Annotated in this window: 11 protein-coding genes and 1 rRNA gene; 5 read left to right on the top strand and 7 right to left on the bottom strand. The window is 70.5% G+C overall.

From position 1 onward, the window contains the following. Nucleotides 1-55: 55 nt before the first annotated feature. Nucleotides 56-1,453: a 4-aminobutyrate--2-oxoglutarate transaminase gene (gene gabT / locus ACZ6QO_RS03465; protein WP_465847261.1), complete on the top strand. Its 1,398-nt coding sequence runs from the start codon at nt 56-58 to the stop codon at nt 1,451-1,453. Between the two features lie 169 nt (nt 1,454-1,622). After that, nucleotides 1,623-1,871, top strand: coding sequence for a hypothetical protein (locus ACZ6QO_RS03460; protein WP_465847260.1), 249 nt, complete (start codon nt 1,623-1,625; stop codon nt 1,869-1,871). 282 nt (nt 1,872-2,153) lie between these two features. Here the strand turns inward: ACZ6QO_RS03460 and ACZ6QO_RS03455 are convergent, their stop codons facing one another. The 5 genes from ACZ6QO_RS03455 to ACZ6QO_RS03435 form a co-directional block, all read right to left on the bottom strand. After that, nucleotides 2,154-3,395, bottom strand: coding sequence for a saccharopine dehydrogenase family protein (locus tag ACZ6QO_RS03455; protein ID WP_465847259.1), 1,242 nt, complete (start codon nt 3,393-3,395; stop codon nt 2,154-2,156). 407 nt (nt 3,396-3,802) lie between these two features. Then, the gene (locus tag ACZ6QO_RS03450) at nt 3,803-5,122 is read right to left on the bottom strand and encodes an extracellular solute-binding protein (protein WP_465847258.1); all 1,320 of its coding nucleotides are present in this window, start codon (nt 5,120-5,122) and stop codon (nt 3,803-3,805) included. Between the two features lie 61 nt (nt 5,123-5,183). Then, nucleotides 5,184-6,692 (bottom strand): CoA-acylating methylmalonate-semialdehyde dehydrogenase, encoded by a 1,509-nt coding sequence (locus ACZ6QO_RS03445; RefSeq protein WP_465848063.1) that lies wholly within the window; start codon nt 6,690-6,692, stop codon nt 5,184-5,186. A 68-nt stretch (nt 6,693-6,760) separates the two neighbouring features. Continuing rightward, entirely contained in the window at nt 6,761-8,059 is a 1,299-nt protein-coding gene (locus ACZ6QO_RS03440; protein WP_465847256.1) for an aspartate aminotransferase family protein, read from the bottom strand. A gap of 200 nt (nt 8,060-8,259) precedes the next feature. Next, nucleotides 8,260-9,795, bottom strand: coding sequence for an MFS transporter (locus ACZ6QO_RS03435; protein WP_465847254.1), 1,536 nt, complete (start codon nt 9,793-9,795; stop codon nt 8,260-8,262). Between the two features lie 73 nt (nt 9,796-9,868). Here ACZ6QO_RS03435 and ACZ6QO_RS03430 point away from each other — a divergent pair, with 73 nt between their 5' ends. Together ACZ6QO_RS03430 and ACZ6QO_RS03425 are read left to right on the top strand one after the other, a co-directional pair. Further along, nucleotides 9,869-10,603 (top strand): TetR/AcrR family transcriptional regulator, encoded by a 735-nt coding sequence (locus tag ACZ6QO_RS03430; RefSeq protein WP_465847253.1) that lies wholly within the window; start codon nt 9,869-9,871, stop codon nt 10,601-10,603. Between the two features lie 237 nt (nt 10,604-10,840). Continuing rightward, nucleotides 10,841-12,454: a PucR family transcriptional regulator gene (locus ACZ6QO_RS03425; protein WP_465847251.1), complete on the top strand. Its 1,614-nt coding sequence runs from the start codon at nt 10,841-10,843 to the stop codon at nt 12,452-12,454. Between the two features lie 10 nt (nt 12,455-12,464). Here the strand turns inward: ACZ6QO_RS03425 and ACZ6QO_RS03420 are convergent, their stop codons facing one another. Further along, nucleotides 12,465-12,782: a hypothetical protein gene (locus ACZ6QO_RS03420; RefSeq protein ID WP_465847249.1), complete on the bottom strand. Its 318-nt coding sequence runs from the start codon at nt 12,780-12,782 to the stop codon at nt 12,465-12,467. Nucleotides 12,783-13,658: 876 nt separating this feature from the next. On the opposite strand from ACZ6QO_RS03420, the gene ACZ6QO_RS03415 reads away from it, so the two are divergent. Then, complete coding sequence (locus ACZ6QO_RS03415) at nt 13,659-14,900, top strand: phosphodiester glycosidase family protein (protein WP_465847247.1); 1,242 nt, start codon at nt 13,659-13,661, stop codon at nt 14,898-14,900. A gap of 694 nt (nt 14,901-15,594) precedes the next feature. Here ACZ6QO_RS03415 and rrf read toward each other — a convergent pair. Next, nucleotides 15,595-15,678, bottom strand: a 5S ribosomal RNA gene (rrf, locus tag ACZ6QO_RS03410); the annotation flags it as partial.

Raw genomic sequence — 15,678 nt, 5'->3', positions numbered from 1 at the left:
ATTGTGACATGTCGCCAAGTCGGCACGTGGACGCGGCGGCCGTAACGTCACAGGCATGAGCATCGAGCGTGAGGTAAACCAGCAGCCGGGCGTGGCACCCGACCAGCCCATCACGCAAGGCGGCCCGTCCCTGCCGCAGGAACGGCGCCTGGTCACCGAGGTGCCCGGCCCGAGGTCGCGCGAGATGTTCGCGCGCAAGCGGTCGGCCGTGCCGCCGGGCATCGGGACCACGCTGCCGGTGTTCGTCACCCACGCGGGCGGCGGGGTGCTCGTGGACGCCGACGGCAACTCCCTCATCGACTTCGGCTCGGGCATCGCGGTGACCACGGTCGGCAACGCCGCGCCGCGCGTGGTGGAGCGCGTGCGCAAGCAGGTCGCCGACTTCACGCACACGTGCTTCATGGTGACGCCGTACGAGTCGTACGTGGAGGTCTGCGAGCGGCTCAACGCCCTCACTCCCGGCGACCACGAGAAGCGCTCGTTCCTGGTCAACTCCGGCGCCGAGGCCGTGGAGAACGCCGTGAAGGTGGCCCGGCACGCCACCGGCCGCCAGGCGGTCGTCGTGTTCGACCACGGCTACCACGGCCGCACGCTGCTCACCATGACACTCACCGCGAAGAACATGCCCTACAAGCACGGGTTCGGCCCGTACGCCCCCGAGGTGTACCGGATGCCGATGGCCTATCCCTTCCGGTGGCCGACCGGCCCGGAGAACTGCGCCGAGGAGGCCGCGGCACAGGCCATCGACGCGATCGACAAGCAGATCGGCGCGCGGAACGTCGCCGCCATCGTGATCGAGCCGATCCAGGGCGAGGGCGGCTTCATCGAGCCCGCCCGGGGCTTCCTGCCCGCCCTGCTGGAGTACGCGAGGGCCAACGGCATCGTGTTCATCGCCGACGAGGTGCAGACCGGCTTCGCCCGCACCGGGCACCTGTTCGCCTGCGAGGACGAGGGCATCGTGCCGGACGTCATCTGCACCGCCAAGGGCATCGCGGGCGGCCTGCCGCTGGCCGCCGTCACCGGCAGGGCCGAGATCCTCGACGCCGTGCACGTCGGCGGCCTCGGCGGCACCTACGGCGGCAACCCGCTGGCCTGCGAGGCCGCGCTGGCCGTGCTCGACACCATCGAGGCCGACGGCCTGGTCGAGCGCGCCCGGCGGATCGGCGCCGTCATGCTGCCCCGGCTGGAGGCTTTGGCCGAGCGGTTCGACGTGATCGGGGACGTGCGCGGCCGCGGCGCGATGATCGCCATCGAGCTGGTCGTCCCGGGGACCAAGCAGCCCGACCCGGCGATCACCGGCGAGATCGCCAGGCGCTGCCACGCCGAGGGCCTGGTCGTGCTCACGGCCGGCACCTACGGCAACGTGCTGCGCTTCCTGCCGCCGCTCTCCATGCCCGACCACCTGCTGGAGGAAGGCCTGTCCATTCTGGAGAAGGCCATCGCCTCCGTTTAGGTCCACCGCGAAAGGGGCACCCGGCTTTCACCCGAGGTGTCCCTTTTGTCATTGAACGGGCGGGGCGAGGGACGCGATTTAACCGGTCCTTGACATCGCCCTAGTCGATCACTGTGGGTAATGAGGTTATAACGGTTCGGGTAGGAGCCATTCGATCCACGGGAGCGTGATGAGCTGGGAACCGACCGGAGCGGCACGGCTCAACCTGACGTTCGACCCGCACGACCTGACCGGCCCGCAGCGCGAAGGGGACGCGTGCGTGGTCTGCCACAAGAAGTGGCCAAGGCCCCGGGTCCGCGTCGGCCGGCTCCCCGACGACGCCCCCGTCATGGCCTGCGAGGACTGCGCGGAAGCCCTGCTCCCCGCCTCCCCCGCGCCACGCAAGAACCCCACCCACCGCAAAGCCGCCCTACCCTGACCCCACCCTTCACAAAGCCACCACCCGTCCGACCACAGCACCGCACAACCGCCCTGCCAGAGCCCGGGCACCACACCTCCACCCCCAACGGACATCCCCGAACCGGCCCCCCGGCGGCACCACGGTGATACCGGCGCCCCCACCCCGACCGGCATCCACGGACCGGCCGCCCCGGCCACGCACGACAGACTCCCCGCTACCAGACGTGGAAATGGCGCCGCGACGGCGGGATGGGGCTACGGTGATGCCGGCGCCCTGGTACGGCGGGCGGCCGGCGCGTGGTCACTGCTCGCGCATGCCCCACGGGGAGCCGTACTCGTTGAGCAGGTCCAGGAACGGCACGGGGTCGAACGCCTCGGGGCCGAGGACGCCGCGCCCCTTCCAGGTGCCGCGCGCGAGCAGTTCGAGCGCCACGACCGGGTGGACCGCGGTCTGCCACACCACCGCCTGCGCGCCGTACTCGCGCATCGACCACTCGTTGTCCACGACGTGGTAGAGGTAGACCTCGCGCGGCCGGCCGTCCTTGCCGGTGCCCTTGATCCAGGTGCCGGCGCAGGTCTTGCCGCGCATCCGGTCGCCCAGGGTCGCCGGGTCGGGCAAGGACGCGGCCACGACGTCGCGCGGGGACACCTCCACGCCCTTGATCCGCACCGGCTCGGTGGAGTCCAGGCCGAGCTTGTGCAGCGTCCGCAGCACCTCGATGAACTCTGCGCCGAGGCCGTACTTGAACGTCACCCGGCGGGCCTTCACCCAGCGTGGGACCAGCAGCACCTCCTCGTGCTCGACGTTCACGCACTCGACCGGGCCGATGCCCTCGGGGAAGTCGAACACCTCGGGCTCGCTGAACGGCTCGGTGGTGTGCCAGCCGCCGTCCTCCCACACCACGGGCGGGTTCAGGCACTCCTCGATGGTGGTCCAGATGGAGAAGGTGGGCGCGAAGGCCTCCTCCCCGTCGGGCCCCTGGACGACCAGGTTCGCGCCGTCCCGGATGCCGATCTCGTCGATGCTCTCGAAGAGGTGGTCGGCCGCGTACCTGGCGAAGACGTCGGCCAGGCCCGGCTCGACGCCCATGCCGAGAAGGGCCAGCCTCCCCTCGGCCTCCCAGCGCGGCGACATGGCGAACTGCTCGTCGCCGAGCTTGACGCCGGGCAGTTCGTACGGCCGCGAGGCGTGCGGCCGGGACAGCGACATGGCCATGTCGAGGTAGTCGGCCCCCGCGGCCAGGGCTGCGCGGAACAGCGGCATGTCGAACCGGGGGTCGACGGCGTTGAAGAGCACGTCGCACCGGTGCTCGCGCAGGGCCGCCTCCACCGCCGCCTCGTCGGAGGCGTCCAGCGCGATCGCGCTGAACCGGTCAGCCGCCCGTGCGCCACCTCCCGGGGCGGCCACCTGTTTGGAGACGACGGCCTCGGCGCGTGAGCGGTCATAGTCGGCGACGACGATGTGGTCGAAGAAGTCACGGCGGGCGGCGATCGGGACCACGGCGGACCCCACGCCTCCCGCACCCACGAGAAGGATGCGCATGCGGCGACGCTACCAACTGACTGGTCGACCAATCAACATGTCGCCCGTCACGAGCCCCCGGTTTCACCACGTATTCCGTGGCCGCCCAGCCGGATCCGTGACCAGAAGGACGGCTGTCAGCCGCCGAATCGACCGATCCAGTATTCGGACCTGGATGTCCACGAGGCGGGAACGCGCCAGGGAGGGGGGACGGGACACGGAAGGCCGCTCCGATGTCAGAGGGAGCATCGAGGCTGCCGGGAGGAAGCATCCGAGTTTCGGCGCCCGGCGCCCGGCGAGCGGCGAGCGGCGAGCGGCGAGCGGCGAGCGGCGAGCGGCGAGCGGCGAGCGGCGAGCGGCGAGCGGCGAGCGGCGAGCGGCGGGCGCCGCCCGTGTCCCTTCTCACCTTCCGGTGAACGGCGCCCCGTTCAGTCCACGAGCGAGCGCCATCTGGCCGCCCACTCGGCGTAGTCGGTGCAGTCGCCGCCCCGATCTTCGCAGTCGCTTCCGGGAAGGACGGCGAAGTCGACCTTCTCCCCCCAGGAATCGTCGGTGACCCGGAACGCCGCGCAGACGCGCTTCTCCAGCCTGGCCTGGCTCGCCGCCGCGTGTCCCTCGTCGCTGAAGGCGCACGCCTTGGGGTTGGCCGGCGCCAGCATGTTCCACACCGACGCCCGTTGCTGCGCCTTGTCGGAGGACGCCCAGTTGATCCAGCGGTAGGCGCAGTTGGGCGACGCGGCCCGCGCCGAGATCATCCAGGAGTCCACCCAGCCGGTCGCAGGCTCGCCCTTCGCGTTCTTCACGGCCTTCACCGGATGGCCGGACCTACGCAGGGTGTCCAGTTGGGAGGGCAGGGCGCGTCCGGCGACGACCGTGCCGGCGGCGAGCTTCCGCAGCGCCTGGACCGGCCTCTTCCAGTAAAAGCGGTCGGCGCCGTCCCGCCGGCCGACCAGCGTCAACGCCGCGTCGAGCTGGGCCCGCGTGAGGTTGAACGGGTCGTCGATGCCGAGCTTCGGCCGCTCGCGCTTGAGCGCGAGGGCGGCGTCGGCGATGGTCATCGGGCTGTCCTTGAGCGTGACCGGCCCGCCGCCGGTGTACAGCGCGGTCCCCGCCGGCGGACGCGTCTTGCCGCTGTCGTACAGCGTCGCGTACCACCCCCACAGGAACGGCACGCCGTACACCCGCGAGCCCACCGTGAGCGCCCGCTGTGTGCGCAGCCACTCGGGGATCTCGTCGTAGTGCGACAGCAGCGAGGTGGCGATCGGGACGACCTTCCGCTCGGCGATCAACCGCCCGCCGACCTGCGGGGGGACCGACGCCACGTCGAACGCGGTGCCGGCCAGCGTCTTGTCCAGCTGGTCGTCGGACGGCGGGAAGCGCAGATTGACCCGGCAGCCGGTGGCGGTCTCGAACGGCCCCACCCAGTTGTAGTCCGGTTGGGTCCCGCCGTACTCGGCGTACCCCCGGTAGGCGAGCACCGTGACCGACCCCTCCCCCGGCCCGAGCGCCTTGGGCGACGGTGACGGCGACGGCGAGGCCGTCTGGGTGGGCGAGGCGGACGGCGGGAGCGACCCGGCCGGAGAAACGGAACCGGAACCGGAACTGGAGGCGGAGGCGCTGGGCGTCGGCCCCGTGGCCACGGTCGCCACCGGAGCCTGCCGCCCGGTGCCGCCGCACCCGGTGAGGGCGACGGCGGCCGAGGCGAGCAGCGCCGCCGCCGACCGGCGACGACTTCTCCGCGTGGTCACGCCGGCCGCCCCCTCGTCCGCTCCGACTTCTGCGAGGCAGCCTACCGGCCGGAGGCCTTCGCTACTTGTTGGTGGGGAACCCGAGGTTGACGCCGCCGTGGCTCGGGTCGAGCCAGCGTGAGGTGACGACCTTGCCCCGGGTGTAGAAGTGGACCCCCTCGGTGCCGTGGACGTGCGTGTCGCCGAACAGCGAGGCCTTCCAGCCACCGAAGCTGTAGAAGGCCATCGGCACGGGGATCGGCACGTTGATGCCCACCATGCCGACCTCCACCTCGTTCTGGAAGCGCCGCGCCGCGCCCCCGTCGTTGGTGAAGACGGCCGTGCCGTTGCCGTACTCGGTGCCGTTGATGATGCGCAGGCCCTCCTCGTAGGAGGAGACCCTGATCACCGACAGGACCGGGCCGAAGATCTCGTCGCGGTGCACGGCGGACCCCGGCCTGACGTGGTCGATCAGCGTCGGGCCGAGCCAGAAGCCGGGCGTCTCGGCGGCGGTGGCGCCGCCCTTGATCGGCGTCTCCCGCCCGTCGACGACCAGCTTGGCCCCTTCGGACAGCGCGGTGTCCAGATAGGAGGCCACCTTGTCGCGGTGGACGGCGGTGACCAGCGGGCCCATGTCGGCGTCCGGGTCGTCGCCCGCGCCGATGGTGAGCCCGCTCACCCGCTCGGCGATCTTGGCGACCAGCTCGTCGCCCACCGGGTCCACCGCGAGCACCACCGAGATCGCCATGCAGCGCTCGCCCGCCGAGCCGAAGCCGGCGTTCACCGCGGCGTCGGCGACCAGGTCGAGGTCGGCGTCGGGCAGCACCAGCATGTGGTTCTTGGCGCCGCCGAGCGCCTGCACCCGCTTGCCGTGCCGGGTGCCCGTCTCGTAGACGTACCGGGCGATCGGGGTGGACCCGACGAAGGACACCGCCCGCACGTCCGGGTGCTCGAGCAGCCGGTCGACCGCCGCCTTGTCGCCCTGGACGACGTTGAACACCCCGTCGGGCAGGCCGGCCCGCTTCCACAGCGAGGCCATCAGCAGCGACGCAGACGGGTCGCGCTCGGAGGGCTTGAGCACGAAGGTGTTGCCGCAGGCGATGGCGACGGGGTACATCCACAGGGGGACCATCGCCGGGAAGTTGAACGGGGTGATGCCCGCGACGACGCCGAGCGGCTGCCTGATCGAGAACGAGTCCACGTTCGTCGAGACGTTCTCCGAGAAGCCGCCCTTGAGCAGGTGCGGGATGCCGCACGCGAACTCCACGACCTCAAGGCCCCTGGACACCTCGCCGAGCGCGTCGGAGCGCACCTTGCCGTGCTCGGCGCTGATCAGCGCGGCCAGCTCGTCGCGGTGGCCGTACATCAGCTCGCGGAACCGGAACAGCACCTGCGCCCGCTTCATCAGCGAGGCGTCCCGCCAGGCGGGGAAGGCCGCCGCGGCCGCGGCCACCGCCGCGTCGACGTCCTCGGGGCCGGCCAGGTCGACCTGGGCGCTCACCTGGCCGGTGGCCGGGTTGTAGACGTCGCCCCGCCTCCCGGAGCCGCCGGACGCGGGCGCGCCGCCGATCCAGTGCGTGACCCGTTTCACCGCCCCGCCCTGCCCGGCCTCGTCATCGTGCGCTTGCTGGTCGAGCGGTCCCCGAACCGGCCCGTCGTTCACTTGCCCGTCTCCCCGTTGATCGTTTCCAGCGCGGTGAGGATGATGCCCAGCCCCTCGCGCGCCTCGTCCTCGCTGAGCGTCAGCGGCGGCGCCATGCGCAGCACGTTGCCGTACAGGCCGCCCTTGCCGGCCAGCAGGCCGAGCTTCTTGGTCTCCTCCATGAAGCGGGCGGCCAGGGCGGGCGCGGGCGCGCCCGTGCCCGGGTCGACCAGCTCAAGGGCGAACATCAGCCCCTTGCCCCGCACGTCGCCGACGATCGGCAGCCGGCCCTTGGCGGCGCGCAGCCCGTCGATGAGGATGGCGCCGGTGGTGGCGGCACGCGTCTGCAGGTCGTGGTCGAGGACGTAGTCGAGGGTGGCGTTGGCCGCCGCCATGGAGATCGGGTTGCCGCCGAAAGTGGCCAGGCCGATGGCGTGCGGCGCGTCCATCAGGTCGCCTCGCGCGACCACGCCGCCGACTGCGAAGCCGTTGCCGAGCCCCTTGGCGAAGGTCATCATGTCCGGAGTGACGCCGTGGTTCTGGATGCCGAAGAAGGCCGAGCCCGTACGACCCCACCCGGTCTGCACCTCGTCGGAGATGAAGAGGATGCCCTCCTCGTCCAGCACCTCCTTGTACGCCTTGAACAGCCCGTCGGGCGCCATGGTGAAACCGCCGACGCCCTGGATCGGCTCGGCGATGAGCGCCGCGACGTCGTTGGACACCGCGGTGGCGAGCACGTGCCGCAGGTCGTCGACGCAGGCGGCGATGTAGTCGGCGTCGGACAGGCCGCGGAACTGCGCCAGGTGACGGTCGGCACCGTGCAGGAAGTGGACGTTCAGCGGCGACAGCGAGTTGTTCTTCCAGCTGCGGTTGCTGGTGACCGAGATGGCGCCGAAGCTGCGGCCGTGGTAGCTCTGCCGCATGGCGAACACCTGGTCGGACCTACGGGCGTAGGTCGCGAGCAGCAGAGCCGTCTCGTTGGCCTCGGTGCCGGAGTTGGTGAAGAACACCTTGGCGTTCTCGATGCCCGACAGCCTGGCGATCTTCTCGGCCAGCTCGACCTGGGCGCGCAGCAGGTAGACGGTGCTGGTGTGCACGACCCCCGTGGCGAGCTGGCGCTCGACCGCGTCACGGACCTCCGGGACGTCGTACCCGATCATGTTGGTCAGGATGCCGGCGAAGAAGTCGAGGTAGGTGTGGCCTTCGGCGTCGACGACGCGGTTGCCCTTCCCCCGGACGATCTCGATGGGCTCGTCGTAGTAGAGGGACAGCCAGTTGGGCATGACCGCACGGTGGCGTGGCAGCAGGTCGGACATAGACCGATTATGTCTACTCATCGCCATCGCTCCCACCTTCAAGGTGTCGGCGTACCCGGAAATCACCTTACATGCTGCTAGGGTCAGGCTAAAATGTCATGTTTCCCGGTGAACTTAATGTCCAGACATAATGCTATAGCTCCGTGGACGCGAGCGGCCCCCACACCGGCTCTCCGCCGTGGGGGCCGACGTCCGCGCTCTCAGGCGACCTTCTCCGGGTCCAGGTCCGGGTCCGGCTGGGCCACGGGCGCGGGCCGACGTGGCCGCAGGACGGCGAAGGCCAGCGCGGCGGCCGCCAGGGTGAACGCGACCCCGACCCACGAGCCGAACGACATCGCCGACACGAACGCCTCCTTGGCGGTGCTCGCCAGGCCCGCGTCCCCCATCTGCAGGGCCACGCCGATCGAGTCGCGGGCCGCGGCGGGCGCGGTGGCGGGCATGTTCACGGTGTAGACCCCGGCCAGCACGCTGCCGAGAATCGCCACGCTGAGCGCCATGCCGACCTGCTGGACGGTGTCGTTCAGCGCCGAGCCGACCCCCGCGTGCTCCTGCGGCACCGCGCCCATCAGCGTCGCGTACGCCGCCGGGCCGGCCAGGCCGCCGCCGACGCCCATGACCAGCAGGCCGGCGATCAGCTTGCCGTACCCGTCGGCCGGGCCGACCGTCCCGAGCACCGCGAAACCGCCCGCCAGCACGGCCAGTCCTCCGGCGATCAGCACGCGGTTGCTCACCCGCTGCCCCAGCCCGGCGCCCACCCCGTTGAAGATCGCCGCGGCCACCGCGTACGGCAGCAGGGCCAGGCCGGCCTTCATCGGCCCGTAGCCGAGGACGAACTGCAGGTACTGGGTGAGCATGAGCAGGAGCGCGCCGGTGCCGAACGACATCAGCACGATGGAGAACGACGATCCGCTGAAGTCACGGTCGCGGAACAGCGTCAGGGGCAACATCGGGTGCTCCGTCCTGCGCTCCCAGACCACGAAGGCGGTGAGCGCCAGCACGGCGACCGCCATCGCCGCCACGGACCCGGCCGAACTCCAGCCGTCGCGGGGCGCGGCGATCACGACGTACACCAGCGCCGCCATGCCGGCCGTAGACAGCAGCGCGCCCACCGGATCCGTGGGGCGGGCCGGCGCGCGGGACTCCGGCATCAGCACCACCGCGGCGATGACGGCGACGGCGGCGATGGGCACGTTCAGCAGGAACACCGAACCCCACCAGTAGTGCTCCAGCAGGAAACCGCCGAGCGTCGGACCGGCGATGACACCCACCATGGCGACGGCGCTCCAGGCCGCGAACGCCTTGCGGCGCTCGGAGTCGTCGAAGACCGTGACCAAGATGGACAGCGTGCTGGGCATCAGGAACGACCCGCCCACCCCCATCAGCGCGCGGGCGCCGATGAGCTGCCACGGCTCCTGCGCGAGGGTCGCGACCAGCGAGGCCGCCCCGAACGCCACCAGACCGATGATCAGGAACCGCCGGCGGCCGTACCGGTCGGACAGGCTGCCGGCGGTCAGCAGCAGGCCGGCGAAGGCCAGGACGTATGCGTCGATGATCCACTGAACGTGGGCGGGGCTCGCGCCGAGGTCGCGGATCAACGACGGGATGGCCAGGTTGAGCACCGTGTTGTCGACCACGAGCACCAGCAGGCTCACGCACAGCACGCCGAGGATCCACCAGCGGCGCGGATGCTTGGCCGGGGCCTGCCCGACCTCTTCTCGTACACTGTTCGAGTTCACTCGCACAGCGTACGATACGGCTCGCACAGTGTGCGACAGATTTATCCTGGAGCGAACGAAGGAGCCCGCGCACGTGCCGCCCAAACAACGCTTCACCTCGGTCTGGTCCCGCCAGAGCGCCCAGAAACCCGCGCCCGTCCGCGAGCAGCCGGCGCTGAGCCGCGACCACATCGTCAAGGCGGCGATCGAACTGCTCGACGCCGAGGGCCTCGACGCCCTCAGCATGCGCAAGCTCGGCTCACGCCTCGGCTCCGGGGCCACCAGCATCTACTGGCACGTCTCGAACAAAGAGCAGCTACTGGAGCTGGCGCTGGACGAGGTGTACGGCGAGATGCACCTGCCCGACGACGAGGCGGTCGGCTGGCACGACACCGCGGCCGCGTTCGCCTATGGGCTGCGCCACGCGATGCTTCAGCATCCGTGGTCTATCACGCTCATCGGCTCCATGCCGAGCATCGGGCCGAACGCGCTCAAGGTGGTCGCCACCTTGACAACCGCCTTGGAGTCCGGCGGCTTCACCGGCGTCACCCTCGACTTCGCCGTCGCCTCGGTCATCGCCTACACCCTGGGCGCCACCACACCAGAGGCGAGCTGGATCAACATGGTCGGCCGCGCCGACACCGACCAGGCCGAGTCCATGCGGCACATTCGCGACCAGCTCCACATCGCCGGCGCCGGGCATCCCGAGCTGCTCGCCCGCTATGACGCCATGCACGACCTGGACATCACCCAGCTGCGCCGCCTCAGCTTCGACTACGGCCTTTCCGCCCTCCTCGACGGCCTAGCGCTCCGCCTCCACCAAACCTGACCACCCCACCAGGCCCACCGGACCCGCCCGCCCAACCCGACCGACCTGCTCGACCCGGCCGACCCGGCCGACCCGGCCGACCCGGCCGATCCACTCGACCGGTCAACAGATACGACCTGACGGGAGCAGGTGGTGGGACGATCAGCCGCCAACTGGAACGAGTGCCACATAACGGGCGGACACTATGTCACACAGGGGCCGGTCGTTCTTACAGCGTGATCGGCTAGGCTCGTAAATATGCTACCGACCTTGGCCGACGTCCTTGCTCTGGACACCGTCCGCCGAGGCAACCCACGTGTGGTCGCGGGCTCCGACCGGCTGGACACGCGCGTGCGCTGGGTGCACGTCGGCGAGGTCAGCGACATCGCCCATCTGCTGCGCGGCGGCGAGCTCATCCTCACCACAGGCGTCGCCCTGCCCGAAGAGGCGGACAAACTCGCCGACTACATCGCCGACCTGGCGAGCGTGGGCGCCTCCGGCCTGATCGTGGAGCTCGGCCGCAGGTTCATCCGCGAGCTGCCGCGCGCCGTCGTGGAGGCCGCTGAGACCCACGGGCTGCCGCTGGTCACTCTCGCCCGCGAGACGCCCTTCGTGCAGATCACCGAGTCGGTGCACGCCCGCATCATCGACATCCAGCTCGAAGAGCTGCGCGCCTCCGAGCAACTGCACGAGGTGTTCACCGAGCTGTCGGTCGAAGGCGCCTCCCCGGCCGAGGTGCTGGCCCAGGTCTCCCGCCTCTCGGCCCGGCCGGCGTTGCTGGAGAACCTCGCCCACCAGGTGCTCGCCTGCGAGTCCGCCGGACGTGACACCGGCATCCTGCTCGCCAACTGGGAAGCCCGGTCACGCGCCGTGGCACCTCGCGAGCGCACGGCCTACGACCCCTCGTCGGGCTGGCTGGTGACGATGGTCGGCGCCCGCGGCCACGACTGGGGACGGCTCATCCTGCTCTGCGAGTCGGCGCCGAGCCCGCGCGACATCGTCCTGGCCGAACGGGCCGCGACCACGCTCGCCCTCGGACGGCTGCTGGAGCGCCACCAAGAAAGCCTCGAACGCCAGGCGCACGGCACGATCATCGCCGGCATCCTGACCCACGCGTACGCCGACCCTGAAGAGGTCGCGGCACGCGCCCGCGCGGTCGGCGTCCCGCTCACCGGGCGCAAGCTCATCAGCGTCGTGCTCCGCCTCGCCGAGCCGCCGGCCGAGACCGTGCTCAACCTGCAGGCCAAGCTGAGCGAGCTGGCCGAGGCCACGGCGGCCGCCTGCCGGGACGCCAAGCTGCCCGCCCTCGTCGGCGCGCTCGACCAGAACCGCGTCGGCGTCCTGCTGCCCCTGCCACCGCGCGTCCTCGCCGAAGGCGCGCTCACCACCCTGGCCGAACGGCTCCGCACCACCTTCACCACCCCGTTCGTCCTGGCCGCCGGCTCGGTGGTCGAGTCGATCAAAGAGGTGCGGCGCAGCTTCCTGGAGGCCGAGCAGGTCGCCGAGGCCGCCGCGCGCCAGCCCGACCGCCGCCCTTTCTACCGCCTGCCCGACCTGCGCCTTCGCGGCCTTCTCCACCTGCTGCGCGACGACGCGCGGCTGCAGACCTTCGCCGAACGCGAGCTCGGCCCGCTGCTCGCCCACGACGCGCACCGGGGCGGCGACCTGACCGGCATCCTGCGCATCTACCTGGACGCCGGGCGCAACAAGGCGGTCGCGGCACAGCGGGCCCACCTGTCCAGGCCCGCGTTCTACGACCGGCTCCGCCGCCTCGAACGCGTCCTGGACACCGACCTGGACGACGTCGACTCTTGCCTGTCGCTGCATGTGGCGCTCCTGGCGCTGGAGTCGTTCCGCAGAGAGATCCGTTGAAGGCCGCGCCTCACGGGTCGGGAACGGCGTCCGCGCGCGTCGCGTGAGCCGTATGAGCCGCGTCGTCGGCGCAGACGTAAGCGTCCCACCGGCGCGGCCGAGCCATGATCACTCCGAGGATGAAACCAAGGCTCATGCTTGCCAGGATTATCACGAAAAGAACGTTGAGCCCCATGACGGGTGCCTCTCGAGGAAGGTGTGCCGCCTGCTCGGTGATTGCGGCCTGACGAACCGTAACGCCGGAATGCGAGCCCGGACAGCGGATCGCGGCCGACTGATCCGGAATGACCACGGCATTGACCAGATTTACGTAGCCCCTTACGGCCACTCCGCCGCCCTCATCCCAAAAGGGGCTTCCACCTGCACCGGCCGTCCTCTGACACCGCGGAATACCACGACGCCGAAATACCGATCATCACGCGCACGACCGCCCCCGAAGCCCGACGCCAAACCGAAGCCCCCGCGCCCCGCCACCAACCACCCGGCAACCGCCACCCGCCACCCGCCACCCGCCACCCGGCGCCCGGCGCCCGGCGCCCGGCGAACCCAACCCTGCCGCCCCACGCTTACTGGTACCGGGCTGGGCATTTCACCGGCTTCAACACCAATCCCCACACGGCCTTCAACACCCAACACCGCACGACCGCGAAGCCCGTCACCACGAGTCCCATCACCACACCAGTGGACCGACTCCACACGAATGGACCGACTCCACGACGCGGACCTCCGGACGCCCGCGCCATCCGCGCCATCCCCGCCGACGACTTTCCCCACACGGCCCGGCACCGCCCCAACCCCCGGCACGAGGGCCAATTACATTCCGGGTTACATTCTCGTAGACGTTGGCGTGTTTACCGGCGCTTGACGTTCCACAGCCAAGACGATGGTGACCGAGGAACAGATCACCCACGGGAGCCCCTTGATGCCACGTCGTCTCGTCGCCGGACTTGCCGCTCTATCCCTCGCCGCCGTCGCCGCTCCGGCACCTGCGATGGCGAAATCGACGGGCGCCGCACACTCGGCGAAGGCGGCGCAGTCGACGGAAACGACGGCGGCCCGGGTCCGTTCGGGCCTCCCGACGTCGAACTTCCCACTGGGACAGCCAGGAAAGCCGGCTCGGAAGCAGAAAGCGGTCGCCAAGGGCATCGACCTGTTCACCTTCGTCCATGGGGAGCCGACCGACGGATACACGGTGTCGGCGCTCATGAACGGCAAGGATTACGGCACCCGGGAGCAAGCCGACGCCGCCGCCCAGGCGGTCCAGGCGGCTGGCCTGCCGGCCGGCATCCAGGAGTTCACCCGCCCGGCCGTCGCCGATTTCCCCGCGGGCCTGAGCTACATGGTGCGCGTCGGCATGTGGAAACTCGACGAGCGCGCCGAGGCCGAGAAGATCGTCAAGCAGCTCGGAGAGTCGGGCGTCAAGGCGAAGGTCGACTTCCTCGGCGACGACGGGCTGCAGACCACCGGCCCCTGGGACATGCGCGTCCTGACCGTCGACCCCCGCGCCTTCACCGGCTCCTACCACGCCAGCCTCGGGGCGACGGTCGCCAAGCGCGAGACCACCTCCTCGATGGCCAAGAAGGCCGGCGCGGTCGCCGCGGTCAACGGCGGCTTCTTCAACATCCACACCGAAAAGAACCTCCGAGGCGAACCCGTCGGCATCTCCGTCGTGAACGGCCGCCTGCTGAGCGAGGCCGTCCTCGGACGCAGCGCCCTCATTCTGAAGGGCCGCACCGCGCGCATCTCCGAGGTGGCGACCGCCATCACGGCCACGTCCGCCGACGGCGAGAAGACGATCATCAACGGCGTCAACCGCGTCCCCGCGTCAGACGAGCTGGTGCTCTACACCGAGGAGTACGGCGCGAAGACTCCTGCCGACGATGGCGCCGAAGCCGTCCTGGACGCCAAGGGCCAGGTGCTCGAACTGCGCCCGGCGGGCGGCAAGGTGGCGGCCGGCACCAGCGTCCTGCACGGCACCGGCATCATGGCCGACTGGATCTGGTCGCACGCTTGGGAGAGCTGGAGCCTGAAGATCACCAGCAAGGTCACCGACCTGCGCACCCGGAAGGCCATCCCGCTCACCCCCGAGACGAGCATCATCGGCGGCGGCGTCGGCCTCGTCCGCGACGGCCACGAGCACGTCACCGCCAAGGCCGACGGCCAGGCGAACATCAACATGATCCTGCGCCGTCATCCCCGCACGATGGCGGGCGTCACCAAGTCGGGCCGACTCATCCTCGCCGTGGTCGACGGCCGCAAGCCGGGCGTCACCGTCGGGGCCTCGATGATCGAAGCCGCTCATCTGATGCTCTGGCTCGGCGCCCGCCAGGCCATCAACCTCGACGGCGGCGGCTCGAGCGCGATGATCGTCAAGGGCAAGGTCGTCAACCACCCCTCCGACGGCTCCGAACGCACCGTAGGCGACGCCCTCCTCCTCGTCCCCTAACCTCCCACACCGCCCAAGGCACCCAGCCCCACGCCCTCACTGGGACCCCTTCCCCACCCCAGTGTGTGCCCGATACGGTCAGCGCCGGCCGGCGAGAATCAGCACGGCGGCGACCCCGGCACCACCACCGACACCCGCCCACCGGGCACCCCGCCCCACCCCAGCATGTGCTGGACATGACCGGCGCCGGGTCGGCGAGAAGTGGTACGGCGATGCCGGCGCCGTCGTACGGTGCCCGACCCGGCACCTGTCCATGGCCAGCACACCAGTTCCCCATTCCGTGGACGCCATGAGAAATAGCCGATGACCGGGGGCAGGCGGTTCCCACCGGGAAGGGTGCTGCGCCGTAGGACGACGCCGGATTCACCGACCAGCATCCCGCCGCGTCGGCGCCATGGAGGAGCAGCTCGTCACCGGGGGAAGGGTGATCCCCGGCCGGGGGAAGAGTGATCGCCGGCGGTGGCCTATCCCACAGGCCCAGAGAAGAAAAAGGGCCGAGAGGGAAGGGCTCCGGAACAGAAGGGGGGACTGAGGAGAAAAGGAGGGCCCAGAGGGAAAGGGCGCCGGGCCGGGACAGAAGAGGGGACCGCGGGGATAAGGGTCCTGAAACGCAGGAAAGCCACCCGGATACCGGATGGCTTCCCTGCAACCACACAACACGACACTACCGCCCGTGTTGCGTATATGAAATTTTGTCCGGCGGTGTCCTACTCTCCCACACCGTCCCCGGTGCAGTACCATCGGCGCTGGAAGGCTTAACTTCCGGGTTCGGAATGTA

Source organism: Sphaerisporangium sp. NPDC049457, from assembly GCF_055586705.1.
This window is presented reverse-complemented; position numbering and strand designations above follow the sequence as displayed.

Bases quoted from the DNA above. Each gene is read 5' to 3' on its own strand.
- gabT (WP_465847261.1), top strand. From the start codon at position 56: ATGAGCATCGAGCGTGAGGTAAACCAGCAGCCGGGCGTGGCACCCGAC.
- ACZ6QO_RS03455 (WP_465847259.1), bottom strand. From the start codon at position 3,395: ATGCGCATCCTTCTCGTGGGTGCGGGAGGCGTGGGGTCCGCCGTGGTC.
- ACZ6QO_RS03425 (WP_465847251.1), top strand. From the start codon at position 10,841: ATGCTACCGACCTTGGCCGACGTCCTTGCTCTGGACACCGTCCGCCGA.
- ACZ6QO_RS03415 (WP_465847247.1), top strand. From the start codon at position 13,659: ATGAACGGCAAGGATTACGGCACCCGGGAGCAAGCCGACGCCGCCGCC.
- ACZ6QO_RS03440 (WP_465847256.1), bottom strand. From the start codon at position 8,059: ATGTCCGACCTGCTGCCACGCCACCGTGCGGTCATGCCCAACTGGCTG.
- ACZ6QO_RS03460 (WP_465847260.1), top strand. From the start codon at position 1,623: ATGAGCTGGGAACCGACCGGAGCGGCACGGCTCAACCTGACGTTCGAC.